Consider the following 26101-nt stretch of genomic DNA (forward strand, 5'->3'; position numbering starts at 1 on the left):
TCAACCATAACTTTAAGATAATGAGATTTATATATTTTTTTCTAACCTTACTTGTTTTGACTACAGCAAGTTCGTGTAAAAAGTTTCTGGACACAGAGCCTACAGATTTTTTCGCTCCAACTACCTATTACACAGATGAAGAACACTTAAATTTTGGTTTGGCAGGAGTTTATGATATGTTAGGCTCGACAAAATTATATGGTGCACAATTACACAGCAGACATAACTTTGAAGCCGACGAGGGCTTTTATAACTCTAACGCTACGCTTACCGGTCCTTCAGTACACAATTATACTGCAAACGACCCTGAAATCAGAGATTTTTGGCGTTTCCTTTACATTGGTGTTACCCGGGCAAATTCATTTTTACAAGCTATAGACCGCAACACTGAAATACCTGAAAGTTTTAGAGATCGTGTCCGTGGAGAAACCTTATTTCTAAGAGGATATTATTACTTTTTGTTAGTTCAGAATTTCGGTGGCGTACCTCTGGTACTTACACCAACAACTAGTCCGGATGACATTGATATTCCTAAAAGTACAGAAAAAGAAGTATACGATCAGATTATAGTAGATATGGAAAAAGCCGAGGAGCTGGTTGATCCGATTCAAAAGATAGGGTTTGGTGGTAGAATAAGTAAATCTGCCGTACGTGGAATATTAGCAAGAGTTTGCTTAAACATGGCAGGTGAACCAGTTAAAGACATTAGCAAATTTGAACGAGCGTCTTATTGGGCAAAAAAAGTAATGGATGATACCCAGGCAGCTCATAGGTTAAATCCAGACTTTAGCGATATTTTTATCCGATACGCCGCTGATAAATATGATTATCAAGAAAGCATTTGGGAGGTAGAGTTTTTTGGTAACAATGCAGGTGTCAATCAAGAAGGAGGTTGGGTCGGCGCATGGATCGGGATCAGGAACACCGGGGCCAATAAAATAGGTTTTGGCTTTGGACGCATCCTGGTTACAAGCAAACTGTACAACACTTATGAAAAGAACGACTTGAGAAAGGACTGGAGCATTGCTAATTTTTATTATCACGCTACAACAGGAGAGAAAATTTTACTACCTGATCCAGCCCCAAAAGACCTAAATAGTCGCTACCCAGCCAAATACAGAAGGGAATATGAAGTTGTACTGCCAAAAGCAGAACAACAAACACCTATTAATTTCCCTCTTTTACGTTATGCGGATGTATTGTTAATGTATGCAGAAGCTGAAAATGAAGTAAATGGAGGTCCAACCACAAAAGCATATGATGCCATTAATTTAGTAAGAAGAAGAGCTTTTGGCCATTTATTGAATAATGATGATGATAATACTGCTCATGATATACCACCTGGAAAGGGAAAATTCGAGTTCTTTAAAGCTATAGTAGATGAAAGATCCAGAGAACTATGTTTTGAAGCATTGCGAAGAGCAGATCTGATTCGTTGGGGAATGTTTGTAGAGACAATGAAAGAAACACTTGCCCAGATGAATAATGATTTACTACCTACAGAAAGCTGGAAAAGCTTAACTTTTAGAAACGCATCCAGTAAGTATACGATCTATCCCACACCTACTTATGAATTAGAATTAAATAAAAAACTAATCCAACATCCATTATGGAGATAAGTAAAACCCTTGTTTTAAAATGTATTTCCGGGATACTTTTCTTCCTATCTGCAAGTCTAATGGTCATTGGCCAAGACAAAACACAATTACTCAGTAACGGCCAGTGGATTAGCAGGATTAACAAAAGTCATCCAAGGATGTTTATCAATAAAACATCATTAAACATTTTAAAACAACGTGTTGAAACAGATTTAAAGACAGAATTCGAAGCGCTCTGTAAATATGTTGATGGGTTACCGGCAGAAGCGCCGGTAACCTTGAAAACAGAGTTGTTTACAAACTATGGTCCTAACAGCAAATTAAAACCTATAAAAGCCAGTTTACAGGCGAGGAATGCCTTTACTTATAGCGGGGCAGATGAAGCTGTCCAGGCAGCGCTAGCTTTCCTGATCACCAAAAAACCTGAATACTTACAAAAATCTAAAAGTTATTTAAAGCTTGCTAATCATATTTTTTCATGGAGTGCCGATAATGAAATATGGGTAGATTTAACAGGGAATACTAGAATCAATGCTTTAACCGCTTATGATTGGCTTTATAATGACCTCAGCGAAACCGAACGCAAAGAAATACTCTTACCAATCTTAAACTATATAAAACTGGCGCAACCCAGTGGTGGATTCAAGTTTCGAAGAACACTTGGAAATCATAAAGATGGCAACTACGGAGAGGGGGCTTTAGAATGGTTTGCAGGCTTAGCCGCATATGGGGATGGTATTGATGATGTCCTAGCTGAAAAAATGTTACGACGTGGAGCCGGTCTGTTTGTAGATATGATGGACTGGCGTGATGACATCTCTGCCGGATCGGGGCTTCTGTCTACCATTACTCCTACTTATTCTTTTATCAATTATCCATATACTACTTTCAATTTCCTGCACACCTGGCAATCTGCATTCAATGAAGATATTACAGGACGTTGGACACAAATGCTGGATTATGGAAATTGGTTTGACTGGGCAGCTATTAAAGTAACCAAAAACAACAAAATGATATTTCATGGCATTGGAGATGTTGAGCACCGCAATAATAGCATGTTTGTGGATGAAATGTATACACATCTTGCACAAACCATACATTTCTACAGCAAAAAGCAACCTGAAAAGATGAAGATATGCTATGAACTTCAATCCAGGCTCGCCAAAGAAAAAAGAATCATTAATACTCAACTTTTCCCCTTTTTACCCTTTTTGCTTAGCAATTTTAATCCGGAGAAACTGAATGCAATAAAAGCCGATCCAATTATTGGAAACCGTTATTTTTATAACAATAGCTTTGGTATTTTACTGATGAGATCAGGAAAAGCTGAACACGACACCTATGCAAGTTTTAGATTTGGTTCTAAATATGCCAACCATCAACATTACGACGAATTAAGCTTTATTATATATAAAAACAATTTCCTGGCCCTTGATGCAGGAAGCAGAACTGAAACCGATCACCATCACAATTTTGCGCCTCAAAGTGTGGCACATAATACCATACTTATCCATGAGCCTAAAGAAGAAATGCCACATTTCTGGAAAGCATGGAGCTATAAGCCTGATGGTAAAATTTATTATAATCATGGCGGACAAAACAACAACACCAATACTAAGGCAATTGCCTTACAAAGCACAAAAGATTTTATTTATGCCGCAGGTGATGCTACAAAAGCCTATTCTGCAGTAAAGTCTAAAGAAGTTACCCGTCAGTTTGTATACCTTAAACCAGACCTTTTTGTTATTTATGACCGTGTAACTTCTGTTAAAGAAGATCAAACCAAAGAGTTTATCCTTCATTTTCAAAATAAGCCCATGCAAATAGATTCAAAAACCTGGTATACCGAACATGACGGGCACCTGTTTGTTCGCACTTTGTTGCCAGAAAAAGCGAATACAAATGTCATTGGCGGCCCAGGAAGAGAATTCGAAGCCTCTGGCCGTAACTGGGAATTACCCGGAGGCAGCGATTGGGATAAAGAACAAAAACTTACCGGAAAGTGGAGAATAGAAGTTAGTCCACCCAACCCTGTTCAGGAAACAAGGTTTCTACACTTGCTTCAGGCAGCTTCTGCCAAACCTGCTAATATGATAAATACCCGGTTAATCAAGGGGCTTAATGAAGATATTTTAATGTTAACAGACCCAGCTGGCACAAAATGGGAACTTAAATTTAACCGTCACAACAACCTCTCCCTGAAGTTAAAACAAACCTTGGCAAGCGGTACGATCAAATTCGATGGAGAACTAAAAAACAGTATTGAACCACAACCATAAAACATACAATGAAACCCGAACTTCTAAAATACCACCTCACTTTATGCTTAGCATTAATCGTGTCAACATTGTTTGCACAGGATTACACGCGATACATAAGCAAAGATGATGAACTGTTGCGCCAGAATAATTACGAAAAGAAGCTGGAAGCCTACCTAAGAAACTACTTGATCAATGAGTATCCTGAACGCTCTGCCAAAGCCTGGAACAAGGATTATAGTAGTCAATATGCTTTTGAAAGAAGTGTAGATCCAAACAGAGAAAGATGGAGAAATAAAGTCTTGAAACCACCGGTTTTAAGGAAAACCGGGCCATTAATAAGAAAACCCTATAAAATTGGTGACCTTGACGCAGAATGGGTGGAATTACCATTAGGTGGTATATCCGCTGAAGCGATCTTTGCTTTACCAAAAGGAGCAAAAAAGAACAAACCAGTACCGCTTATTATTGTACAACATGGTAATGGCAGCTACCCGGAAACCACCTTCGAAAACGGACCAAACTATCATGCTTATGCTACAGAACTTGTTAAAGCAGGTTATGCCGTTATTGCGCTCTTTAACTTAAGAAGTATAGAAAAGCGGAATAACATTGAACGTTTATCACGTCTGGCAGATATCAGTTTACCAGGAATAGAATTTTCAAGAATGCAAAATATGCTTGACGTAATTCTGGAAGAACCGGGAATTGATAAAGAGCGTGTTGGTATGTGGGGGCTATCTTATGGTGGTATGGCGACTATGTTCTGGATGCCTCTTGAACCAAGAATTAAAACAGGAATTATTGCAGGCTGGTTCAATCATCGCCTGGAAAAAATGGCTGTCAATGACCCAAAATCCTATAGCAGCTTTGCCCTACTTAAAGAAGAAAATGCATTTTTTACAGGATGGCTAACTGAATTTACAGATTATGATGCTATTTCTATGCTCTGTCCAAGGCCTATTCAGATACAACATGGTAAGAAAGATAACATTGCCAATTGGCCTAAAATGCTTGAAGAATACAACAAGTCAAAGACCGATTATATCAAGCTTAATATTCCAGATAAAATAGATCTCGTCCTACATGAAGGGGGGCATGAATCTATGCCGGAACAAGGGATCAAATTTTTAAACAAATGGCTTAAATAAATATATAAAATGACTAAAACGTTCAAATCGGCTATCAAATTTCTCATTGTACTTCTTTGTATAGCATACAAAACACATTCACAGGAAGTCCCGAAAAAAACCTCTGTTAATCCAGTAAACTTAGGACCTCAGCTCTTTCAGTCTTCCCTTAACGGAAGTACTTTTATGACTGATAAATCAGGTAAAGTGTGGTTGTACACTGTCCAAACCGGAACTCCATCAAAATTATTGGGTTACGACCAGAAATCAGGGAAATTAGAAACCAATCTAAATTTACCCGGTGTAACAGGTTCTTGGGCCATAGCCGGATCAACAGATGGCATTTTATATATTGTCTCAAATCAAGGGATAATATACAAACATGAGCCAGGAACAAATAAGGCTACGTCATTAGGCAAAGCATTGGCTACAGAATCTTATACATGGGATATCGTAGCTGGTAAAAATGGTGAAGTTTTTATTGCAACTTATCCTGGATGCAGAGTAATGCGTTACCATCCGAATGATGGATTTAAAGATATAGGGAATGGCCCATTGATTCCTTCAGAAAACTATGTCCGTGGCTTGGCATACTATGCTGAAAATGATAAAATTTATGCTGGTATAGGCTCTCATACTGGTTTAATAGAACTTGATGTCAGAACTGGCCAGAAAAAAGAAATATTACCCGTTGAAGACCGTGGACTTACCGGGTTTGTTTCTACACTTAGTATCATTAAAGGATTGAATGATGGAGATCGACTGTTAGCCAGTATGACAGGAAAAACATTGGTTTATAACCTTAAAACTGCTCAGTATGAAAGTCCGATAAAGAATGCTGGTGCCAGAACAGCAACTAAGTCTTCAGCTGATCAAAAGATTTATTTCAGTACCGCATCATCATTGTGGTCCTATGAAATTACAAAGACAGGAGCTACACCTGTACTGGTAGGAAATTACAAAAACTCTCTTGCCAGATATTGGGCATCTGACGAGGAATTAAACTTACTGACGTCAGATATGAAGTTTGTAAAGCTAAATGTAGCCACAAAAAAAGCAAATGTAATTGACCTAGAAGTTCCTCCATTGCCTATACACATCCAGACAACCGCCAAAGGTGGTGATGGCAGAATATGGACTAGTGGCTACCCGATTGGAAGTAATGCAGCCTATAACCCTAAAACAGGTAAAACAGAGAATTATTCAGGTCTTCCTCAGGCAGAGAGTATCAGTTTTCAAAATGATCAGATCTTTTTCGGAATTTATGGTGGTGCAAAAATTTATCGATTTGATACAAAAAAAGCATGGTCGATGGCTGATGGTAACCCTAAATTAATTGGAAATGTATCAGGACAAGATCGTCCATTTGGAAACCTAAGTATTCCTGCATTGGGTAAAATGTATTTCGGTACAGTTCCTGGCTATGGAAAAAATGGTGGGGCTTTAGTTGAATACGATTCCAGTACCGATAAGCTAACCCCATACATAAACCTGATCGAAAATCATTCAATTGTTAGCTTAACTTATACTGGTAAAGATATTATCGGAGGAACCTCTATCTGGGGAGGTCTTGGTATAAAACCCATTGCAACAGAGGCCAAACTATTTGGGTGGGATCCAATAAAAAAAATTAAAACTTTTGAAATTGTCCCCGTTTCTGATGCAAAAGCTATCACATGTGTAATGAAAGGTCCAGATGGAAACATTTGGGGAATAGCAGATGGAACCTTATTTATTTTTAATCCCTCAACACAGAATGTCATCAGTAAACATGAACTTTTCGATGTCCCGGAAACTAGAAAAGCAAACCATGTATGGAAAAATGCTTACTTAACCATACATCCCTCCGGGAGAATTTTTGGTGTTGGGTATGGCGACTTATTTGAGTTAAATGTAAAGACTAAAGCAAAAACCACTCTTACTAAGGGAGCCGGGTTCTCTCTTGCTACAGATGATAATGGTTACCTATACTACAATTCCGGCATCAACCTTTTTAAATATACCCCGTAAAATAAACACACATCATAAATCAATTTAACACTAACCAAAAAACAAAAATTATGAAAACACTATTCACAATGCTATTACTTTCAGTTTGCATGCTTGGAAATGCACAGACTAAAATTAAATTCAGTTACTATTCTGTTGAAACACTAGACGCTATAGGCGCCACACAGGAACAAAAAGACAAAATTGCTGTGATCAGAGTAGAGAATGAAACGAAGATCAGGGCAGTAAAAAATGACGCAACTTTAAATGAAGAACAAAAAAAGGCTGCATATGCTGACATTTACAAAGCCGGAGGCACAAGATATTTTGAGGTACTTAGCAAAGAGCAGAAACAAAACTTGAATGCTTATATTGCTAAGTTAAAAAGTGAAAATAAATAATCAATAGCAACAACAATGCCCCCAGATATGATCTGGGGGATACTTTAATTTTATGAAATACATATACATTATCTTAGCCTTATTTATTGGCTTTACTTCCAGTGCCCAAAATAAGGTATCTCTAAATTATTATTCACAAGAAACACTAGATGCCTTAGGTACAACCAAAGAGCAGCAAAAGAGTCTTTTAGATGTAAAAGCCAATACCGATGCTAAACTAAAGGAAGCGAGAAATAACTCAGCTTTATCTGAAGAGCAAAAAAAAGCTGCTTATGCCGAAGCTTATAAGCTCGGCGGACAGCAATATAGTAACATCCTTAACCCTGAACAAAAGACTAAACTCTCAGCTTTACATCAAAAAATTGCGAAACAAAATGAAGCCTTAGGAATCAAAGCACCTGTAAATACGGGTTATAAGAATCCCTACTACGATGGGAGAATGAATTTATTTGAAAATCTGCCGGCTACTCAAAAAGGAATTGTATTTCTTGGAAACAGTATCACCGAACGTGGAATGTGGAGCGAATTATTCCCAGGAAAAATTATCCAAAACAGAGGGATTGGTGGTGATAATACTTTTGGCATATTAGCTCGATTAGACCAGATCGTTAAATATAAACCAGAGAAAGTATTCCTCTTGATTGGTGTAAATGATATTGCAAGAGGAATCCCTGTAGATACGATATTATCAAATTATCAAAAAATAGTTAAGGGAATTCTAGCTGGAAGTCCTGCAACAAAAATCTATATACAAAGTGTCCTGCCTATGAATGATGATTTATTAAAAACTGAACGATATAAATTTAAAGCTGACACCATTAAAAAATATAACACAGCGCTATTTCAAATGGCAAAAGTCTATAAATCTATCTACGTGAACATCCATGACATATTTCTGGATGCAAAGGGAGCTTTAAATAAAGATTACACTGATGATGGCATTCATATTAATCCGAAAGCTTATGCCCTATGGGCAGAATACCTGAAAAAACAAAAACACCTATAAAAGGTGCTTTTTAAAAGTGAGTAAGGGTTGTAGCAAATGTTACAACCCTTATTTTTTATTTCGATAAGTACATCGATTTATCTTTAACTAATTTTCTGAAGTATGGATCTTCCGTGTCTTTAATGAATCTGATTGACTCACCTGTCGACTTCATTTCCGGGCCTAATTCTTTAGTTATCTCGGGGAATTTATAGAAAGAGAATACCGGTTCTTTAATTGCATAACCTTCCAGCTTACGCTCGATAGTAAAGTCTTTCAATTTATTCACTCCTAACATCACTTTAGCCGCAATGTTAATGTAAGGAACATCGTAAGCCTTCGCGATGAAAGGAACCGTTCTTGAAGCTCTTGGATTTGCCTCGATCACATAAACCTTTTCATTCTTTACTGCAAACTGAATGTTTAACAATCCAACTACGTTTAATGCCTTTGCAATCTTTTTAGAGTAAGTCTCCATATCGTTCATTACCTTTTCAGACAAACTGAATGGTGGCAATACAGCGAAAGAATCTCCAGAGTGAATACCCGCCGGCTCAATGTGCTCCATTAACCCTACGATGTGAACATCTTCTCCGTCGCAGATTGAGTCTGACTCCGTTTCTTCTGCTCTATCCAGGAAGTGATCAATCAATACACGATTACCAGGAAGATCTCCTAATAATTTCACTACTGCCTTTTCAAGGTCCTCATCGTTTATCACAATGCTCATCCCTTGTCCACCCAATACATAACTTGGTCTAACCAATACCGGGTAACCTACTTCATTTGCCACAACAATTGCTTCTTCAGCATTTTCTGCAACGCCATATTTAGGATAAGGAATATCAAGTTCTTTTAACAAATCAGAGAAACGTCCTCTATCTTCAGCCACATCCATATCATTGTATGAAGTTCCGATGATTTTGATACCATTCTCATGCAGCTTTTCAGCCATCTTTAAGGCGGTCTGACCACCCAATTGAACAATTACACCCACTGGGTTCTCTAGTTCAATGATCTCACGTACATGCTCCCAGAACACTGGCTCAAAGTATAATTTATCAGCCATGTTAAAGTCTGTAGATACAGTTTCAGGATTACAGTTGATCATGATTGCTTCAAAACCGGTTTCCTTAGCCGCCAATAGACCGTGTACACAAGAGTAATCGAACTCTATACCTTGACCGATTCGGTTAGGTCCAGAACCCAATACAATTATTTTCTTTTTATCAGATGGATGAGATTCGTTCTCTTCCTCGAAAGTTGAGTAGTAATATGGTGTTTGTGCAGGGAACTCCGCAGCACAAGTATCAACCATTTTATAAACTCGTTTGATACCTAATGATTTTCTACGCTCATAAACCTCATCTTCAGTTACATTCCCAAGTAGGTAAGCAATCTGAATATCAGAGAACCCTTTTTGTTTCAATGTGAAGAAGAAATCTTTAGGGATATTGTTTAATGAGTAGCGTTTCAGTTCTACCTCCAGGTTCACTAGCTCCTGGATTTGCGATAAGAACCATTTATCAATACGTGTAACCTTACGGATCGACTCCAAAGGCACACCCATGCTCATTGCATCTTTAATCAAGAATAAACGATTCCAGCTAGCATGCTCAAGACCATGCATGATCTCATCAATACTGCGATTATGTTTACCATCAGCACCTAAGCCAGCTCTGCCAATTTCTAAACTCTGACAAGCCTTTTGCAGCGCCTCTATGAAAGTACGTCCGATGGCCATTACCTCTCCTACAGATTTCATCTGTAAGCCCAGTTCCATGTTTGCGCCTTTAAATTTATCGAAGTTCCAGCGAGGAACTTTCACAATTACATAATCAAGTGTAGGCTCGAAATATGCAGATGTAGTTTTAGTAATTTGATTTTCTAACTCGTCAAGGTTATAACCGATAGCAAGTTTAGCAGCTATTTTAGCGATTGGATAACCCGTTGCCTTACTAGCTAAAGCTGAAGAGCGAGAAACCCTTGGGTTAATCTCGATCGCAATGATCTCGTCATTATCAGGGTTAACTGAGAACTGTACGTTACAACCACCAGCAAAGTTTCCTATCGCACGCATCATTTTGATAGCCTGGTTACGCATATCCTGGTAGCAACGATCAGATAATGTCATTGCAGGAGCCACTGTGATTGAATCACCTGTGTGAATACCCATAGGATCGAAGTTTTCGATGGAACAGATAATGATCACATTGTCATTACTATCTCTCAACAACTCCAACTCATATTCTTTCCATCCTAAAACCGCTTGCTCTACCAAAACCTCATGGGTTGGAGAAGCCTCAAGTCCACGTTGTAAAGCCTGATCAAACTCTTCTTTCTTGTGCACGAAACCGCCACCAAAACCACCCAGCGTATATGAAGGGCGAATTACAAGTGGATAACCAATTTCCTGCGCTGCTTCTTTTCCTTCAAGGAAAGAGTTTGCAATTTTCGAAGTAGCAACCCCTACACCTATATCTACCATCAACTGGCGGAAAGCCTCACGGTTTTCAGTTTTTTCGATTGCAGCAACATCAACACCGATTACTTTAACTCCATATTTCTCCCAAACCCCACGCTCGTCTGCCTCTATACAAAGGTTCAATGCAGTTTGTCCACCCATTGTAGGTAATACAGCATCAATTTTGCGTTCTTGTAAGATCTGCTCAATTGAATCCACAGTTAAAGGCCAAAGGTAAACATGATCGCCAATCACCTTGTCGGTCATAATTGTTGCAGGATTAGAGTTAATGATCGATACTTCGATCCCCTCTTCCTTTAATGATAATGCGGCTTGAGATCCTGAATAATCAAATTCACAAGCTTGACCAATGATGATAGGTCCAGATCCGATAATTAGTACTGAGCGTATGGAGGTGTCTTTAGGCATAAGGCTTTAAAAAGTCTAATGTTATAAATAGTGGTAAAAAATGCAGTTTCTGATCAGAATAGTTGAGAGGTATTCCTGTGATAGGATGTAATGCTCCGACTTATCTGTCGGGATGCAAAGATACAGTTTTGCACATTAAAAATAAGGTATTTTTTAAAAAACCATAACAAATACGAAAGGAGACCTTGAAAACCTGCTAATACGCTAAGAATAAAACTCTTACTACTGAAGTTTAACCACTCCAACATCCGTAGTTACACTATCTATTACGGCCACATTTTTTATAGATGCATCCTGATATGGCGAAATCGCTTTTACAAGGATAGTATATGTTCCTGTTTTAATATTTTGAAAAGCAAAATTCCCATTGCTAACAGTTGTTTTTAAGGTATCAACACCTAGTACAGCAAAAACCTCTGATGCAGCTCCGGCTGGGAGTACTTTTCCACGAATATTTCCAGTTTTAATAAAAGAGAAAGAAAACAGAATAATAGCTAGTCCTGTTATCATAAAATAATTTATAGCTGTTCTTTTCATCTATTTATTGTTTTTAATACACCCTTTAAACAATGCTCTATTTGATAACGCAAATTAGCACTTTTTAATACATCTCAGCGCTTTAAAGTTTCATAAAATTTGATATCAGTTTTTTTAATCAAATCAGGTCATTACTTTTGACCATGCTATTTGAAGCCCATCAATTTCTTCAATTAATCGTTGATCAGTTTAAACATACTACATGGCCTGAATGGCTGGGAGTAATCACTGGCTTCACATGTATCTATCTTGCAACTAAAGAAAGTATTTTGAGTTGGCCCATATCTATCATCAGTGTAATTGCTTATGCTTTTGTCTTTTTTGAAGCAAGGATGTATGGAGATATGGCACTTCAGTTTTATTTTCTGTTTACCGCTTTATATGGATGGTACTATTGGAGGAAAAAAGAGGTAAACAATGATAAACCAATCGAAAACTTAAGCAGAAATGGATGGTTACTGGCAGGACTTTCCATATTGGTCTTATCTGCTTTACTGGGTCTTTTCCTCGACCACTTTACCAATACAGATGTTCCTTATGAAGACGGCTTCTGTACTGCTATGAGCTTTGTTGCTCAAATGTTACTGACCAGGAAGATTTTGCAAAACTGGATACTCTGGATTATTGTTGATATTTGCTATATCCCATTATACATCTATAAAAACCTAAACCTAAGCGCAATATTTTATGCGTTTCTGGTGGTCATTGCTATTAAAGGATATTTAGACTGGAGGAGGAACTACCGTGAACAAGCAATTTAAAAAGATAGCAATTGTTGGACCTGAAAGTACAGGAAAATCTACCATTACACAGCAACTGGCCGCACATTACAACACTTTGTGGGTACCTGAATATGCACGTTATTATTGCGCAGCACTAACAGAACCATGTAATCTGCAGGATGAAATTAATATGTTCCACGGACAAGTTGCCCTTGAAGAATCAATACTGGCAGTTGCACAAAAAGACCTTATATTTTGCGACACGACATTCCTTACCGTAAAAATATGGAGTGATGAGGTATTTGGTGAAACCCCAGAAATTGTATCAGAGGCTCTTCCGAAATATCATTATGATTTATACCTTTTAATGGACATCGACCTACCCTGGCAAGAAGACCCCTTACGTGATTTTCCTAATAAACGTGAACACTTTATGAATGTCTGGCATCAAGAGCTCAAAGCGCTGAATGCAAACTACAAGCTTATTGGCGGAATAGAAAACAGGCTGGAAAATGCAATTGCCGCAGTTGATCAATTTATCTCTACAACGTAACAAAAACTTCATTTCTTGGTATTCATCAAATAAGCGAGTACATTTGCGACATCAAAAGGGGGTGCCTTGTTTTGCTAAAACACAAAAACAGGCTGAGAGCATACCCATTACATCTGTACAAAGATGTATGCACCTGATCCGGATAATGCCGGCGTAGGGATTGGAGTTATGGAGTTTAACTGGACTGTAAGTACCCCTTACTTGCAGTGGTTTTACTAAAAATTAAAAAATTGAAAAGATTAATGATTGCCGTAATGGCGATGTTGCTATTGCCGGTTCTGGCAACAGCTCAGTTCAGTATTTCAGGAACAGTATCCGAAAAATCAAGCAAAGCACTACCTGGAGCATCCATAAGGCTTAAAAATAAAGCTACAGGTATGACTACCGATGGACAAGGAAAATATCAGTTTGACAATTTAAAGGCCGGGAATTATACCTTTACAGCAAGCTATATCGGGTATAAAACGATTGAAAAAACAATAAAGATCAGTGCTGATGAAACTTTAGATTTTATCTTGATTCCAGCTGCTTTCCTTGCTGATGAAGTGATTGTAAAGGCCACTAGGGCGACAGAAAAATCGGCTACAACTTACAAAAACATCGACAAAGCAGAAATTGAAAAAAACAATTTCGGTCAGGATTTACCTTTTATCTTAAACAACACGCCCGGTGTTATTGTAACTTCCGACGCTGGTGCAGGTGTGGGCTATACAGGAATACGTATCCGTGGCAGTGATGCAAGTAGGGTAAATGTGACAGTGAATGGCATTCCTTATAATGATAGTGAAAGTCAAGGTGTTTTCTGGGTCAACATGCCTGATTTTGCTTCTTCTGTCGACAACATCCAGATTCAGCGTGGTGTTGGTACCTCGACCAACGGTGCTGGTGCATTTGGTGGTAGTGTAAATATTCAAACAACATCCTCGTCTGATGTAGCCTATGCAGAACTTAATAATACTTTCGGTTCATTTAATACCTTAAAAAACACAGTTAAACTAGGTACGGGATTAATCGATAATAAATGGAGTTTTGATGGGCGCTTATCCAGAATAAAATCTGATGGATTTATTGACCGCGCCGCGGCTGATCTTAAGTCCTACTTCTTAAGTGGTGCTTACCACGGAAAAACAGATCTATTAAGAATCAACGTATTTGGCGGTTCAGAAAAAACTTATCAGGCATGGAATGGCGTTCCAGAAGCAAAATTGAGAGGTGATTTAGCAGGACTGCAAACGCATTACGAAAACAACTTAGATTACTTATATTATACTGAGGCTGATCGCGATAACTTATTCAACTCGAACAACAGAACATATAATCAGTTTACCTATAAAGATCAGAACGATAATTATAATCAAACACACTACCAGGCTTTATATGCCAAACAGTTTAATGAGCAATTCTCATTTAATGGAGCCTTGCATTATACAGATGGTAAAGGCTATTATGAAGAATATAAAAACCAGCAGAAATTTACAAAATATGGTTTGCCTAATGCAAATGTGGGTGGTATTGACGTGACAAAGACCGACCTGGTCCGTCGTCGCTGGTTAGATAATGATTTTTACGGCGTAACTTATGCCTTTAATTATACACCGAAATCTGATTTAAGCTTTACACTTGGTGGTGCATACAACCAATACAGAGGTAAACACTTTGGCGAAATCATTTGGGCTCAATATGCATCAACTGCAACCAACGACTACCATTATTATGATGGCAATGGAGATAAGGATGATTTCAACACCTATGCAAAAGTAAATTATAGCCCAATTAGTGAATTAAGCTTATTTGCAGATCTGCAATACAGGAATGTTAGTTATGACATCACTGGCCTGGACAAAAACCGCAATACCCTTGATTTCCACAATACCTATAACTTCTTTAATCCTAAATTTGGGGCTACCTATTTCTTAAACACCGAAAGTAATTTCTATGCTTCATTCAGCGTTGCGAATAAGGAACCAAACCGCGATGATTTTATCAATTTAAAAGCAGGATTAGCTGTGCCCAAATCAGAGCGTCTAAATAATATTGAAGCAGGATATCGCATTAAAAACACTGATTTCAATGCTGGTGTTAACGTATATGGCATGTTTTATAAAGATCAACTGATTTTTACCGGAGAGGTGAATGACGGGGGTGATCCTTACCGTCAGAATGTAGACAAAAGCTCACGTATTGGTGTTGAGCTTGATGCTTCTTACATCATCAGTTCTAAGTTTGCAGTGAATGCCAATGCAGCTTTAAGCAGAAACAAGATCAAAAACTACATCGATTATGTATCTGAATATGATGCCAATTTTGACCTGATCAATGTACAAGCCACTAACTATGCAAACCCTGATATTTCTTTCTCGCCCAACACCGTACTTTTTGGAGAGCTGGTATACAAACCTTTAGCAGGATTGGCTGTGGCATGGCAAAGCAAATATGTGAGCAAGCAGTTTATGGACAACACCCAAAATGACAATCGCAAATTGGATGCTTATTGGGTTAACAATGCCCGTCTTGGCTATGACTTTAGCTTAAAAGGGATCAAAAACATCAATGTAGGTTTATTGGTTAACAACATCCTCGACAAGAAATACGAGAGTAACGGATACACCTACAGCTCAATTTATCCTTGGGCTACGGTTACTGAAAACTTTTACTTCCCACAGGCTGGAACAAATTTCCTACTTTCGCTTAATCTAAAATTCTAAATCCAACAGTATACATTATCATGAAGAAGTACATCGAGAAACTACAGTTTATTACACACGATATTCAAAAACTTAGTCATATTGAACAAGCACAAATTGCCTGCTCAGCTGGCGCCAAGTGGATTCAGTATCGTTGTTTAACTAAAAATGACGATGAACTTCTGGAAGATATCAATGCTATTGCAGAAATCTGTGACGATTGGGGAGCTACCCTGATCGTTACAGATCATATACATTTAGCCGGCAAGGCCGACATTCAGGGTTTTCATATCGAAGACTTTGATGCTGATTTTGGAAAATTACGCGAAAAATTGGGAGAAGACATGACTATTGGCGGCTCTGCCACTACCCTTGAAGGATTAATTCGTATAGCCCGGGAAGGTGCAGATTACGCTGGTTATGGCCCCTTTTACACCACTCTCACCAAACCTAACAATGCTCCACTATTAGGTGTTGAAGGTTATGAAAAAGCAATGACAGCCCTAAAAAATTTGAACATTGATTTACCAGTACTTGCAGTTGGGGGTGTTACCCTAAGTGATGTTGATCCGCTGATGAACACTGGTATTTTTGGCATAGCGGTATCTGCTGCCATAAACCAGGCTGAAGATATGAGAGAGGCGTACCTTGATTTTTACGATCAGGTGAGATAGCCCCTTTTCAAATTCCGATAAATTACGCTGAAGTCAGGCGCTCTCCGATTTGTTGTCTCCACATCGCGTAATACAACCCATTCAGAGCAACCAGTTCATTGTGTGTGCCTTGTTCTATCACATTACCTTTTTCAAGCACATAAATCCTGTCTGCATGTTTTATTGTAGAGAGCCTGTGTGCTATTAAAATAGTGATATGGTTGTCGATATCAGACACCTCCCTGATCGTCGCTGTAATCTCTTCTTCAGTCAATGAATCCAATGATGAAGTCGCCTCATCAAACACCAGAATATCCGGCTTGCGCAGCAATGCACGGGCAATAGATAAACGTTGCTTCTCACCTCCTGATACTTTCACACCACCTTCACCAATCACGGTGTCTAAGCCTTTATCTGCCCTTGCCAAAAGATTCTGACAAGCAGCTTGTTTCAATACCCGCATACATTCTTCATCTGTAGCATTCGGCCTCACAAATTGTAAGTTCTCCCTGATGGTTCCAGAAAACAATTGAGTATCCTGGGTTACAAATCCGATTTTCTCCCTCAGCACATCCAGGTCTATATTTTTTCCTGTGATGCCATTGTATTTGATATCTCCTGATTTTGGACCATATAGCCCTACCAACAACTTAACTAATGTTGTCTTGCCAGATCCCGACGGGCCAACAAAAGCAACTGTCTCACCAATTCCGGTTTTAAAACTAATTCCATTTAATGCATTTGTCGTAGCTGATTGATGTTTAAAGCCGACATCTTCAAACTCTAACTCGGTAATTTTTGTCAATGTCGCCGGATTGTCTGGTTTCTTATCTTTAGGCATTGACATGATTCGCTCAAAATTATTGAGTGACACCTCTGTCTCCCTGTAAATATTAATGATATTTCCCAACTCCTGAAGCGGACCAAAAATAAAGAAAGAATATAGAAACAGAGAGAAGAACTCGCCCACCGTAATCCGTCCAGCAAAAATCAGGTACATCATCAGGAACAGTAATCCATTGCGCAACAGGTTCACAAAAGTTCCCTGTATAAAGCTCAGACTACGGATATACTTCACTTTTTTAAGTTCCAAACCTAGAATTTTAATGGTAGTTGTATTTAAGCGGTTGATCTCCTGCTTTGCCAAACCTAAACTTTTAACCAGTTCGATATTGCGGAGCGATTCTGTAGTTGAGCCTGCTAATGATGTTGTTTCTGCAACAATAGTCTTTTGTACTTTCTTAATTCTCTTACTTAAAACAGAGCTTAAAAAGCCAAGCAAAGGAATCGCGGCAAAATAAACTACTGCAATTACCCAATAAACCGAGATAGCATAAACGGTAACAAAGATGATTCCTACAATACTGGTAAATAAAACATTAATTGCTGCCTGCACCAGCTTTTCTGTATCGATTCTGACCTTTTGTAAAATCCCAAGCGTCTCACCACTTCGCTGATCTTCGAACACCTGATAAGGCAACTCAAGTGAATGTGCCAAACCATCAGAATAAATCTGAGCCCCCAATCGTTGCGTAATTACATTTACATAATAATCCTGAAAGTTTTTGGCAATACGAGATACCATTGCGGCCCCCATAGCTAACAGGATAAGTACGCCAGCACCTTTTATAAACTCATCTGTGGTAAAATCTTTATAATTGGTTACATATTTATCGATAATCAAACGAAACACATAAGGATCCAGGAATGAAAATATCTGGTTAACCGCGGCCAGAAACAAGGCCAGAAATATTAGTCCTTTATAGTTTTTTAAATAGCTAAATAAAATCTTCATATGTTTGTATTAAGGGGCAAAAAGCACTAAACAACAAGAGCAAAGATTAGGTTGTAAAGATCGTAAATGATTCAAAAAATTTGTCAAAAATAAAGAAAGGGAATGAAGCATTATTTTCATTCCCTTTTATTTACAAGTAGATTATAATCCGTTATTAAACGGTCATGATATCTTTTTCCTTTGCTTCTGCGTGCTTATCAACCTTAAGGATGTAAGCATCAGTTATTTTCTGAACTTCGCCTTCTCCTGTTTTGATCTCATCATCAGAGACACTTTCAGTTTTTAATTTTTTAATTTTCTCATTGGCATCTTTACGGATATTGCGAACAGTAATTCTACCACGTTCAGCTTCCTCTTTAACCTTTTTAACCAAATCCTTTCTACGCTCTTCTGTTAGAGGAGGAACAACCAGACGGATTACAACACCATCATTCTGAGGGTTGATCCCAATGTTTGCTTCCATGATGGCTCGCTCAATTGGCACCAACATATTTTTCTCCCAAGGCTGAACAAGTAAAGTGCGTGCATCTGGTGTATTGATAGAGGCTACCTGAGATAAAGCAGTAGCACTACCATAATAATCTACAAATATGCCGTCTAACATTCCTGCAGAAGCTTTTCCTGCGCGGATTTTAGTCAATTCAGATTCACAATGGTCAATCGCCTTGTCCATGTTTGCCTGGGCATCTTGTAATTGTTTCTTTATGAGGTCATTCATCGTTTGTAAAATTTAACCAAAATTATAAAATTTATTTAGCATCAGTTCTTAACAAGTGTCCCAATCTCATCACCATTTGCGATTTTCATGAAATTACCTGTTTTATTCATATCAAAAACGATAATCGGCAATTCATTCTCTTCACAAAGTGTAAATGCAGTCATGTCCATTACATTCAATCCTTTGGCGTAAACCTCTTTGAAAGATATCTCTTTATATTTTACAGCACCAGGATCCTTTTCAGGATCAGCTGTATAAATTCCATCTACACGTGTCCCTTTCAATACCACATCTGCTTTAATTTCAATTGCACGTAAAGCTGCCGCAGAATCTGTTGTAAAATAAGGATTTCCTGTACCAGCACCAAAAATTACAATACGTCCTTTTTCAAGGTGGCGTACTGCTCTTCTGCGGATAAATGGCTCACAGATTTGTTCCATTTTAATTGCAGTAAGTAAGCGTGTTTTAAGGCCTACTTTTTCCAATGCATCCTGTAATGCCATACTGTTAATTACTGTGGCAAGCATTCCCATGTAATCTGCCTGAGCACGATCCATACCTGATTTTTCAGCACTTAATCCTCTAAAAATATTGCCTCCACCAATAACGATTGCTATTTCAAGGCCTTGTGCATGTACTGCTTTAATATCTTCAGCATACTGTCTTACAACCTCATTATCAATACCATATTGCTTTTCGCCCATCAGCGACTCGCCGCTTAGTTTTAGCAGGATCCGTTTATATTTCATGGCTCCAAAAATAACTAATTGTTTTAATTAATGAGTGATCAAATTTGCAAACCATCCACAAATACTTCCTTAAGCTCAAGTTCCGACGTCAGTAACAGCAGGTTAGCCCGATTTCCAATTTGCAAAGATCCTAGCTCATTAACCATTCCCATCAGTTTTGCAGGGTATAAAGAAGCCATATCTATGGCATCATTTAAAGGAATTCCACAATATTGCACACAATTCTGAACAGCTTGCAACAAAGTGATATTTGATCCCGATAACGTTCCGTCAGCAGTAATAAACTTATCCCCTGAAAGCGCATGTTGATAAGGCCCAGTATTACACGCTGAGACTGCATCAGTAATTAAAAACAAACGTTCTTTCATCTGCTTATAACTCATTTTCACTACTTCAAAGTCAACATGATTACCATCTACAATAATACTTGACATTGCAGTAGAGTGATTAAATAACGCTACAGGTAAATTAGGAGCCCTGTGATGAATCGAAGGCATCGCATTGAATAAATGTGTCGTTGTCTTAAATCCTTTGTTATAAGCCTCCGTAGCCTGCTCAAAATTAGCATCGCTATGCCCTAATGACAAAAGCACTTGATTATCCAACAAATAATTAATGACTTCATCATCCTGAAGTTCGGCAGCCATGGTCATCATTTTCACAGTGCCGTCAGCATATTCAATCAAACGTTTTACTTCATCAAGTTCTGCCTTATGGATATAAGCTTCAATATGTGCACCTCTTTTCTTGGGGTTTAGATAAGGACCTTCCAAATGCAAGCCTAAAAAACCTTTTGTATTGGATCTGTATTCTTTTGCAGCATCCAGACATTGGTAGATAACCTCCATCGTATTTGTCGCTACACAAGCCAGAAAACTCGTAGTTCCTTTACTCATCAAGTCATCATCCATCTTCCTTAGACTGTCTACTGTAGGATAAGCAGAAAAGAGTGCCCCACCTCCACCATAAATCTGAAGATCAATAAATGACGGACATAATAAGTCACCAGCCGCATCAATCTGTTGAAATCTATCAGGAACCTTTTCATTAGAGATCTTAGCGATCCTTCCATTTTCAATCAGTACAGTCTGATCAGAAAGCAATGTATTTTCTTTAAGAAGCTTACAGTTGGTAATTGCGATCATAATATTTCGGTTGTTGTATCCAAAGATAAGGTGAAGAAAATTTGTGTACAATAATTATCTTAGTGACGAAACGCTCAAAATACAAGTAGAATCAATCTTATAAACAACTTTCTCAATGAAAAGTAGCTTCTCCTATTTCTTTTATCTTTTATTACCTGCATTATTATCAATTTCTCTACTTTCTTGTAAGCAAAATCCAAACAAAACTGCTGCTTTTGTACAGCCTTCAATCTTAACTAAAGGTGGCAACTTTGACTTCGCAAAAGTCACTTTTAATGAAAACATCGAACAGTTAGTCTCTAAACTACTAGACACTACAGAAACCGGCTTTAACGGAAATAATTACGAAGTATTTCTATATGGTAAAAATGAAGATTTTAGCGGCCCTATCAGAGACCAGCATTATTTCAAGTTTCCGGAGGAAAGGTATGTACTCAAAACTATTGTAACCGACAGCATTGCACAGTTTGACTCTATTTATTTTAATCAGGTGGTTTTAGAAACAGATGCCCAGAAAAAACTTACTGCAATAATTGGAAAAACCAAATTCGAGCATAAAACGGGGTTAGACTCTTTACTGAACAAACTTTTCAAAAAATATGGAAAAACCTTTGAAATGCAGGAGCATGACCGAAAAAATGCTGAAGTAGAGGCTGAATTTACAAAGAACATGACACCTGAGCAAAAGGAAATGTCCAGACAAAGCACTCCAGTAATGGACTATGCGGCCTATTTATTAGACTATGGCAATGAGGGTTATGTAGTTTGGATGTTGAAAGATCGCATTATACAAGTTTCATTTGATACCGACCGTGAGATTTCGATAAGCAGCACAGGAGAATATAAGAATATAGAATATCTGTATGTCGACTTTCTGGTCCTGACAAAGAATGAATACAAAAAAACAGGAGAGGCACAACTTGAAAATGCAAAGCTCACTAAAGCGGGATTACAACCATTTAAAGTATATAACCTGAAGGACTTTGACCCTATAAATCCAGAGAGGCTCGAACTTCTGGAAAAGGCTTGGGGTAAATAACAGCTATTGCTTTTTATTTTTACCCTAAAACAAAAGAGGGCATCTAAAGACGCCCTCTTTCAAAAAATTAATTAAATATTAAGCTCCTAATTGTACGCGTTTGAAAGCAACAACAGTTAAACCGTTAGCAACTTCATTTAAGAATTTACGTACATCTTTAGATGAATCTTTAACAAATTCCTGGTTCAACAAAGTATTGTCTTTGTAGAATTTATTCAATTTACCAGCAGCAATTTTTTCAACCATTTCTTCTGGCTTACCTTCTGCACGGATTTGATCTTTAGCAATTTCAGTTTCACGCTCAATAGTAGTAGCATCAACATCAGCTTTATCTAAAGCAACAGGGTTCATAGCTGCAATTTGCATAGCTACGTCTTTACCTGCTTCTTCAGCACCAGCAACAGCTTGGTTTAAAGCAACCAATACACCTAAACGGTAGTTACCGTGGATGTAAGGAACAACTAAATCACTAGCAACGGTTTCAAATTTAGAAATACCAATTTTCTCACCGATTTTACCTGTATTTTCAACGATAATATCAGATACTTTTTGTCCGTCAATTTCAAGCGCTAAAAGTTCCTCTACTGAAGCAGGATTAGCATCGATAGCTAAATCAGCGAATTTGTTAGCTAAAGCTACGAAGTCAGCATTTTTAGCAACAAAGTCAGTCTCGCAGTTTAATTCAACTACAACACCACGTTTACCATCAGCAGTAACTTTAGCGATAACAACACCTTCATTAGAATCACGATCCTGACGAGATGCAGCTACTTTAGCTCCTTTTTTACGTAAAAAATCAACCGCAGCTTCGAAATCACCGTTAGCTTCGATTAATGCTTTTTTGCAGTCCATCATACCAGCACCAGTTTGTTGGCGCAATTTGTTTACATCAGCTGCAGAAATTTGTACTGTAGACATTTTATTTCCTTTTAAATTATGATCAAAAAATAAGGGTTGTGCACGACTTGTTGTAGTATAAACTGCAACGCACCATACACAACCCCGTTATATTATTTAAGCTTCTTCGCTTGTACCTTCTTCAGTAGTATCAGCTTCAACCTTTTTTCTTCTTGCACCTGGCGCAGCGGCTTCCGGAGCATCAGCAGCAGCTTTAGCAGCTACCGCTTCTTTTTCAGTTTCCTCGTCTTTTTCGCGTTTGCGCTCATCTAAACCTTCTTCAATTGCTTTGATGATTACATCAGTAATTAAGAAAATAGATTTAGTAGCATCATCATTCGCTGGAATAGGGAAATCGATGTTAGAAGGATCAGAGTTGGTATCTACCATTGCAAAAGTTGGAATGTTTAATTTCAACGCTTCACTAACCGCGATGTGCTCTTTTTTAACGTCAATTAAGAAGATAGCAGCTGGCAAACGGTTTAAATCCGCGATACCACCTAATAAGCTTTCTAATTTGATACGCTCACGTTGGATCATTAAACGCTCTTTCTTAGAAAGAATCGAGTAAGTTCCATCTTTAGTCATTTTATCGATGGTAACCATCTTTTTAATTGACTTACGTACAGTCGCAAAGTTAGTTAACATACCACCTAACCAACGCTCAGTTACGTAAGGCATATTTACTTTTTTCGCTTGCTCTGCAACGATTTCTTTAGCTTGTTTCTTAGTAGCTACGAAAAGAATCTTACGACCAGATTTAACGATCTGTTTGATTGCTGAAGCAGCTTCTTCAGTTTTAGTTAAAGTTTTATTTAAATCTATAATGTGGATACCATTGCGCTCCATGAAAATGTATGGTGCCATTTTTGGGTTCCATTTACGGGTAAGGTGACCAAAGTGTACACCTGCATCCAGTAAGTCTTGATATGTAGTTCTTGCCATTGTTTTGTCTCCTTAAGATTAACGTTTACTGAATTGGAATTTCTTACGTGCTTTCTTGCGTCCTGGTTTCTTACGCTCAACCATACGCATATCACGGGTCATCAACCCTTTAGCGCGTAATGCTGGTTTTTTCTCAGCATCTAATTCAACAATAGCTTTAGCAATAGCTAAACGAACAGCTTCTGCCTGACCTTTAACGCCACCACCGGCAACATTTACAGTTACATCATACTGACCAACTAATTCAGATACTGTGAATGATTGGTTAACAATGTATTGTAAAGGCAATGTTGGGAAATATTCTTTGTGATCTTTACCATTTACGGTAATAGTGCCGTTGCCTTCTTTTAAGTAGATACGGGCAACTGCAGTTTTTCTTCTTCCTGAAGTGTTAGTAACTGACATCTCTTCTTTAATTAAAGTTTAATGGTTTTTGGTGATTGTGCTGCGTGAGGATGCTCAGCACCAGCATAAACAAAAAGGTTTGTGTACAATTTTGCACCTAATTTAGTTTTAGGTAACATACCGCGCACAGCCTTCTCAATAACACGTTTAGGATGTTTCGCCATTAACTCTTTTGGAGAAATGAAACGCTGACCACCTGGATAACCAGTATAAGAAATATAAACTTTGTCGTTCATTTTATTTCCGGTCAACTTAATCTTGTCTGCATTAATAACGATAACGTTATCACCGCAGTCTACGTGTGGGGTGTACTCAGGCTTGTTTTTACCACGGATGATCATAGCGATCTTCGATGACAAGCGCCCCAAAATCTCGCCTTCAGCATCCACAACAACCCACTGTTTGTTAACAGTTTTTGCATTGGCAGAGACAGTTTTGTAACTTAACGTATTCACTTGCTTGTATTTAATTTGTTAAACAATTATTTATTCCCCCTAATTTTTAGGGACTGCAAAGATAGATAGAAATATTTAATTGTCAAACACTTGACGGTATAAAAATTCTATCACACCAAACTCAACAACCAACAGACACACTTCTATAACAAAAACACCCAAGCAATACATCCTGCTTCGCCTCCCTGCTTACAGAAAAATCACCTTCTTTGAAGAGACCTTAGGCGCTTTTGCTTCTTCAGCAAAAGATGCCAGGCTCTGAATAAGAATGGTTATTTTTCCTTTTGTCATTGAAATGTTTTTATTTTTTACTCTTCAAACTTTTCCTCAACATTCTCCGTTATAGTTGCAGTTTGTTTGGTTTAGGTTGATCTGTGGTGGATCGACCATCTTTATAACAGGGACGTTTCGAAAGATCGTCCCTGTTTCCTTTTATATACGAATCATTTCATTTTCTCAATATCTCGCCAAAATTTCTTTCAAAAACCCAGATTGTCTTTATTAAATATTATTCCCCTTACTTTTTTAATTTACAGCCGATTAAAGATAATCTAAATGTTTAAACACATAATTTATCTTAAAATCTATGAACTAATTAAGCTCCTTTGGCATAATTTTTTCTGATGGCTCGGTTAATCATTTTTAACCCTAATTATTTATTATGAAAAAAGCATTATTACCAGTTTTATTATTATTTACAGTATTAGTAACTTCCTGCAGCAAGAAAAAAGAAGAGGTTCAAAACACAGATAAATCAGCTGAGGTACAAGGAACTTACCAGGGAAAACTATCAATTGGCTCTGTTGATTATCCAAATGCAAAAGTCAAAGTAACGAGAAAAGCGGCTAACGAAGTAGTTGTTCAGCCTATTGGCGATCCTTCTTTTACAGAACTTACCTTTTCTAATTTCCTTTATATTGATATGAATAAGACTTATATGTCAACCTCTGGGACTAGTAGAGCTCTTTCATTTGCGTTCTTATCGGATTCAAATATAGAAATGACATTATTAAACAACTTCCAAGATGCTTTATTCAGTTTTGAGGGCACGCGTGTAAAATAACAACTACAATCATTTTAAAGGTTGATCATTGATAAAACGATGATCAACCTTTTTTTTATCTCAAATTTGTGTTTCTTACATTCATTGCTTATACTTTCAATCACTTACTTAACTAAGCAAACCTAAATGTGGGTTACTTGTAAATAGATTTTAAACAAATATCAATAGAATCCACCTTCCCCAAACTATTCGGCGCTATTTTTGTTTATATTACAAGCAAATGCGTATCAATGCCAATGCATACGCACATTTACAAAATCAAAATAGTATTAAGATGAAGAAAGAAACAAAAATAATCGCGGGCGTACTAGCAGGTGCGGCCTTAGGCGCGGCAGTAGCATTAATATTAGCTTCTGATAAAAACGAAGAAATGAAAGACAAGGTATCTAACTGGTTTTGTGACCTAATAGATGCTTCAAAAGATAGAATAGCAGATGTAACTGACCAAGTAAAAGATACCATTTCTAAAGTAAGAGCATAGTAAAGA

At 37.8% G+C, this 26101-nt stretch carries 23 protein-coding genes and 1 riboswitch; of the genes, 13 read left to right on the forward strand and 10 right to left on the reverse strand.

The window, feature by feature from the left end; genetic code table 11:
- The first annotated feature begins 20 nt into the window (after nt 1-20).
- The 6 genes from WC623_RS03990 to WC623_RS04015 all read left to right on the forward strand — a co-directional run bounded on the left by WC623_RS03990 (nt 21) and on the right by WC623_RS04015 (nt 8382).
- Complete coding sequence (locus tag WC623_RS03990; RefSeq protein ID WP_372848220.1) at nt 21-1619, forward strand: RagB/SusD family nutrient uptake outer membrane protein; 1599 nt, start codon at nt 21-23, stop codon at nt 1617-1619.
- On the forward strand, nt 1610-3877 hold the full coding sequence (locus WC623_RS03995; RefSeq protein WP_372848221.1) for a heparinase II/III family protein: 2268 nt from the start codon (nt 1610-1612) through the stop codon (nt 3875-3877). Before WC623_RS03990 ends, WC623_RS03995 begins: the two co-directional genes overlap by 10 nt.
- An 8-nt stretch (nt 3878-3885) precedes the next feature.
- Nucleotides 3886-5007: an alpha/beta hydrolase family protein gene (locus tag WC623_RS04000; protein ID WP_372848222.1), complete on the forward strand. Its 1122-nt coding sequence runs from the start codon at nt 3886-3888 to the stop codon at nt 5005-5007.
- A 165-nt stretch (nt 5008-5172) separates the two neighbouring features.
- Nucleotides 5173-6996 carry a hypothetical protein gene (locus WC623_RS04005; protein ID WP_372848223.1) on the forward strand — a complete coding sequence of 608 codons (1824 nt, stop codon included), beginning with the start codon at nt 5173-5175 and terminating at the stop codon, nt 6994-6996.
- A gap of 50 nt (nt 6997-7046) precedes the next feature.
- Nucleotides 7047-7376 (forward strand): hypothetical protein, encoded by a 330-nt coding sequence (locus tag WC623_RS04010; RefSeq protein WP_372848224.1) that lies wholly within the window; start codon nt 7047-7049, stop codon nt 7374-7376.
- A 52-nt stretch (nt 7377-7428) separates the two neighbouring features.
- Nucleotides 7429-8382, forward strand: coding sequence for a GDSL-type esterase/lipase family protein (locus WC623_RS04015; protein WP_372848225.1), 954 nt, complete (start codon nt 7429-7431; stop codon nt 8380-8382).
- Nucleotides 8383-8437: 55 nt separating this feature from the next.
- On the opposite strand, the gene carB is transcribed toward WC623_RS04015, so the two are convergent.
- Nucleotides 8438-11254, reverse strand: coding sequence for a carbamoyl-phosphate synthase large subunit (carB, locus tag WC623_RS04020; RefSeq protein ID WP_372848226.1), 2817 nt, complete (start codon nt 11252-11254; stop codon nt 8438-8440).
- Nucleotides 11255-11476: 222 nt separating this feature from the next.
- A complete protein-coding gene (locus tag WC623_RS04025) occupies nt 11477-11791 on the reverse strand; it encodes a carboxypeptidase regulatory-like domain-containing protein (RefSeq protein WP_372848227.1) in 315 nt (104 codons plus the stop codon).
- A 143-nt stretch (nt 11792-11934) separates the two neighbouring features.
- Between WC623_RS04025 and pnuC the strand changes: the two genes are divergently transcribed.
- The 4 genes from pnuC to WC623_RS04045 all read left to right on the forward strand — a co-directional run bounded on the left by pnuC (nt 11935) and on the right by WC623_RS04045 (nt 16424).
- Nucleotides 11935-12552, forward strand: coding sequence for a nicotinamide riboside transporter PnuC (pnuC, locus tag WC623_RS04030; RefSeq protein ID WP_372848228.1), 618 nt, complete (start codon nt 11935-11937; stop codon nt 12550-12552).
- Complete coding sequence (locus WC623_RS04035; protein ID WP_372848229.1) at nt 12536-13066, forward strand: AAA family ATPase; 531 nt, start codon at nt 12536-12538, stop codon at nt 13064-13066. Before pnuC ends, WC623_RS04035 begins: the two co-directional genes overlap by 17 nt.
- A gap of 46 nt (nt 13067-13112) precedes the next feature.
- Nucleotides 13113-13243, forward strand: a riboswitch (TPP riboswitch).
- Between the two features lie 65 nt (nt 13244-13308).
- Nucleotides 13309-15771, forward strand: coding sequence for a TonB-dependent receptor (locus WC623_RS04040; RefSeq protein ID WP_372848977.1), 2463 nt, complete (start codon nt 13309-13311; stop codon nt 15769-15771).
- A gap of 20 nt (nt 15772-15791) precedes the next feature.
- Nucleotides 15792-16424 (forward strand): thiamine phosphate synthase, encoded by a 633-nt coding sequence (locus tag WC623_RS04045; protein WP_372848230.1) that lies wholly within the window; start codon nt 15792-15794, stop codon nt 16422-16424.
- 22 nt (nt 16425-16446) lie between these two features.
- Here the strand turns inward: WC623_RS04045 and WC623_RS04050 are convergent, their stop codons facing one another.
- From WC623_RS04050 to nagA, 4 genes are all read right to left on the reverse strand, one after another.
- Nucleotides 16447-18198 (reverse strand): ABC transporter ATP-binding protein, encoded by a 1752-nt coding sequence (locus WC623_RS04050; RefSeq protein ID WP_372848231.1) that lies wholly within the window; start codon nt 18196-18198, stop codon nt 16447-16449.
- A 154-nt stretch (nt 18199-18352) separates the two neighbouring features.
- Entirely contained in the window at nt 18353-18916 is a 564-nt protein-coding gene (frr, locus tag WC623_RS04055; RefSeq protein ID WP_372848232.1) for a ribosome recycling factor, read from the reverse strand.
- 41 nt (nt 18917-18957) lie between these two features.
- A complete protein-coding gene (gene pyrH, locus WC623_RS04060) occupies nt 18958-19665 on the reverse strand; it encodes a UMP kinase (protein ID WP_372848233.1) in 708 nt (235 codons plus the stop codon).
- 38 nt (nt 19666-19703) lie between these two features.
- A complete protein-coding gene (gene nagA / locus WC623_RS04065) occupies nt 19704-20810 on the reverse strand; it encodes an N-acetylglucosamine-6-phosphate deacetylase (protein WP_372848234.1) in 1107 nt (368 codons plus the stop codon).
- 115 nt (nt 20811-20925) lie between these two features.
- Here nagA and WC623_RS04070 point away from each other — a divergent pair, with 115 nt between their 5' ends.
- The gene (locus WC623_RS04070) at nt 20926-21849 is read left to right on the forward strand and encodes a hypothetical protein (protein WP_372848235.1); all 924 of its coding nucleotides are present in this window, start codon (nt 20926-20928) and stop codon (nt 21847-21849) included.
- Nucleotides 21850-21927: 78 nt separating this feature from the next.
- Here the strand turns inward: WC623_RS04070 and tsf are convergent, their stop codons facing one another.
- From tsf to rplM, 4 genes are all read right to left on the reverse strand, one after another.
- Nucleotides 21928-22767: a translation elongation factor Ts gene (tsf, locus tag WC623_RS04075; protein WP_372848236.1), complete on the reverse strand. Its 840-nt coding sequence runs from the start codon at nt 22765-22767 to the stop codon at nt 21928-21930.
- Between the two features lie 96 nt (nt 22768-22863).
- On the reverse strand, nt 22864-23691 hold the full coding sequence (rpsB, locus tag WC623_RS04080; protein ID WP_372848237.1) for a 30S ribosomal protein S2: 828 nt from the start codon (nt 23689-23691) through the stop codon (nt 22864-22866).
- A gap of 18 nt (nt 23692-23709) precedes the next feature.
- A complete protein-coding gene (gene rpsI, locus WC623_RS04085) occupies nt 23710-24096 on the reverse strand; it encodes a 30S ribosomal protein S9 (RefSeq protein WP_084288523.1) in 387 nt (128 codons plus the stop codon).
- 11 nt (nt 24097-24107) lie between these two features.
- Nucleotides 24108-24551 (reverse strand): 50S ribosomal protein L13, encoded by a 444-nt coding sequence (gene rplM, locus WC623_RS04090; RefSeq protein ID WP_372848238.1) that lies wholly within the window; start codon nt 24549-24551, stop codon nt 24108-24110.
- A gap of 661 nt (nt 24552-25212) precedes the next feature.
- On the opposite strand from rplM, the gene WC623_RS04095 reads away from it, so the two are divergent.
- A complete protein-coding gene (locus tag WC623_RS04095; protein ID WP_372848239.1) occupies nt 25213-25614 on the forward strand; it encodes a hypothetical protein in 402 nt (133 codons plus the stop codon).
- A gap of 274 nt (nt 25615-25888) precedes the next feature.
- The gene (locus WC623_RS04100; protein ID WP_372848240.1) at nt 25889-26095 is read left to right on the forward strand and encodes a YtxH domain-containing protein; all 207 of its coding nucleotides are present in this window, start codon (nt 25889-25891) and stop codon (nt 26093-26095) included.
- The last annotated feature ends 6 nt before the right edge of the window (nt 26096-26101 follow it).

This window comes from Pedobacter sp., from assembly GCF_041645105.1.
In the GTDB taxonomy this organism is placed as follows: Bacteria; Bacteroidota; Bacteroidia; order Sphingobacteriales; family Sphingobacteriaceae; genus Pedobacter.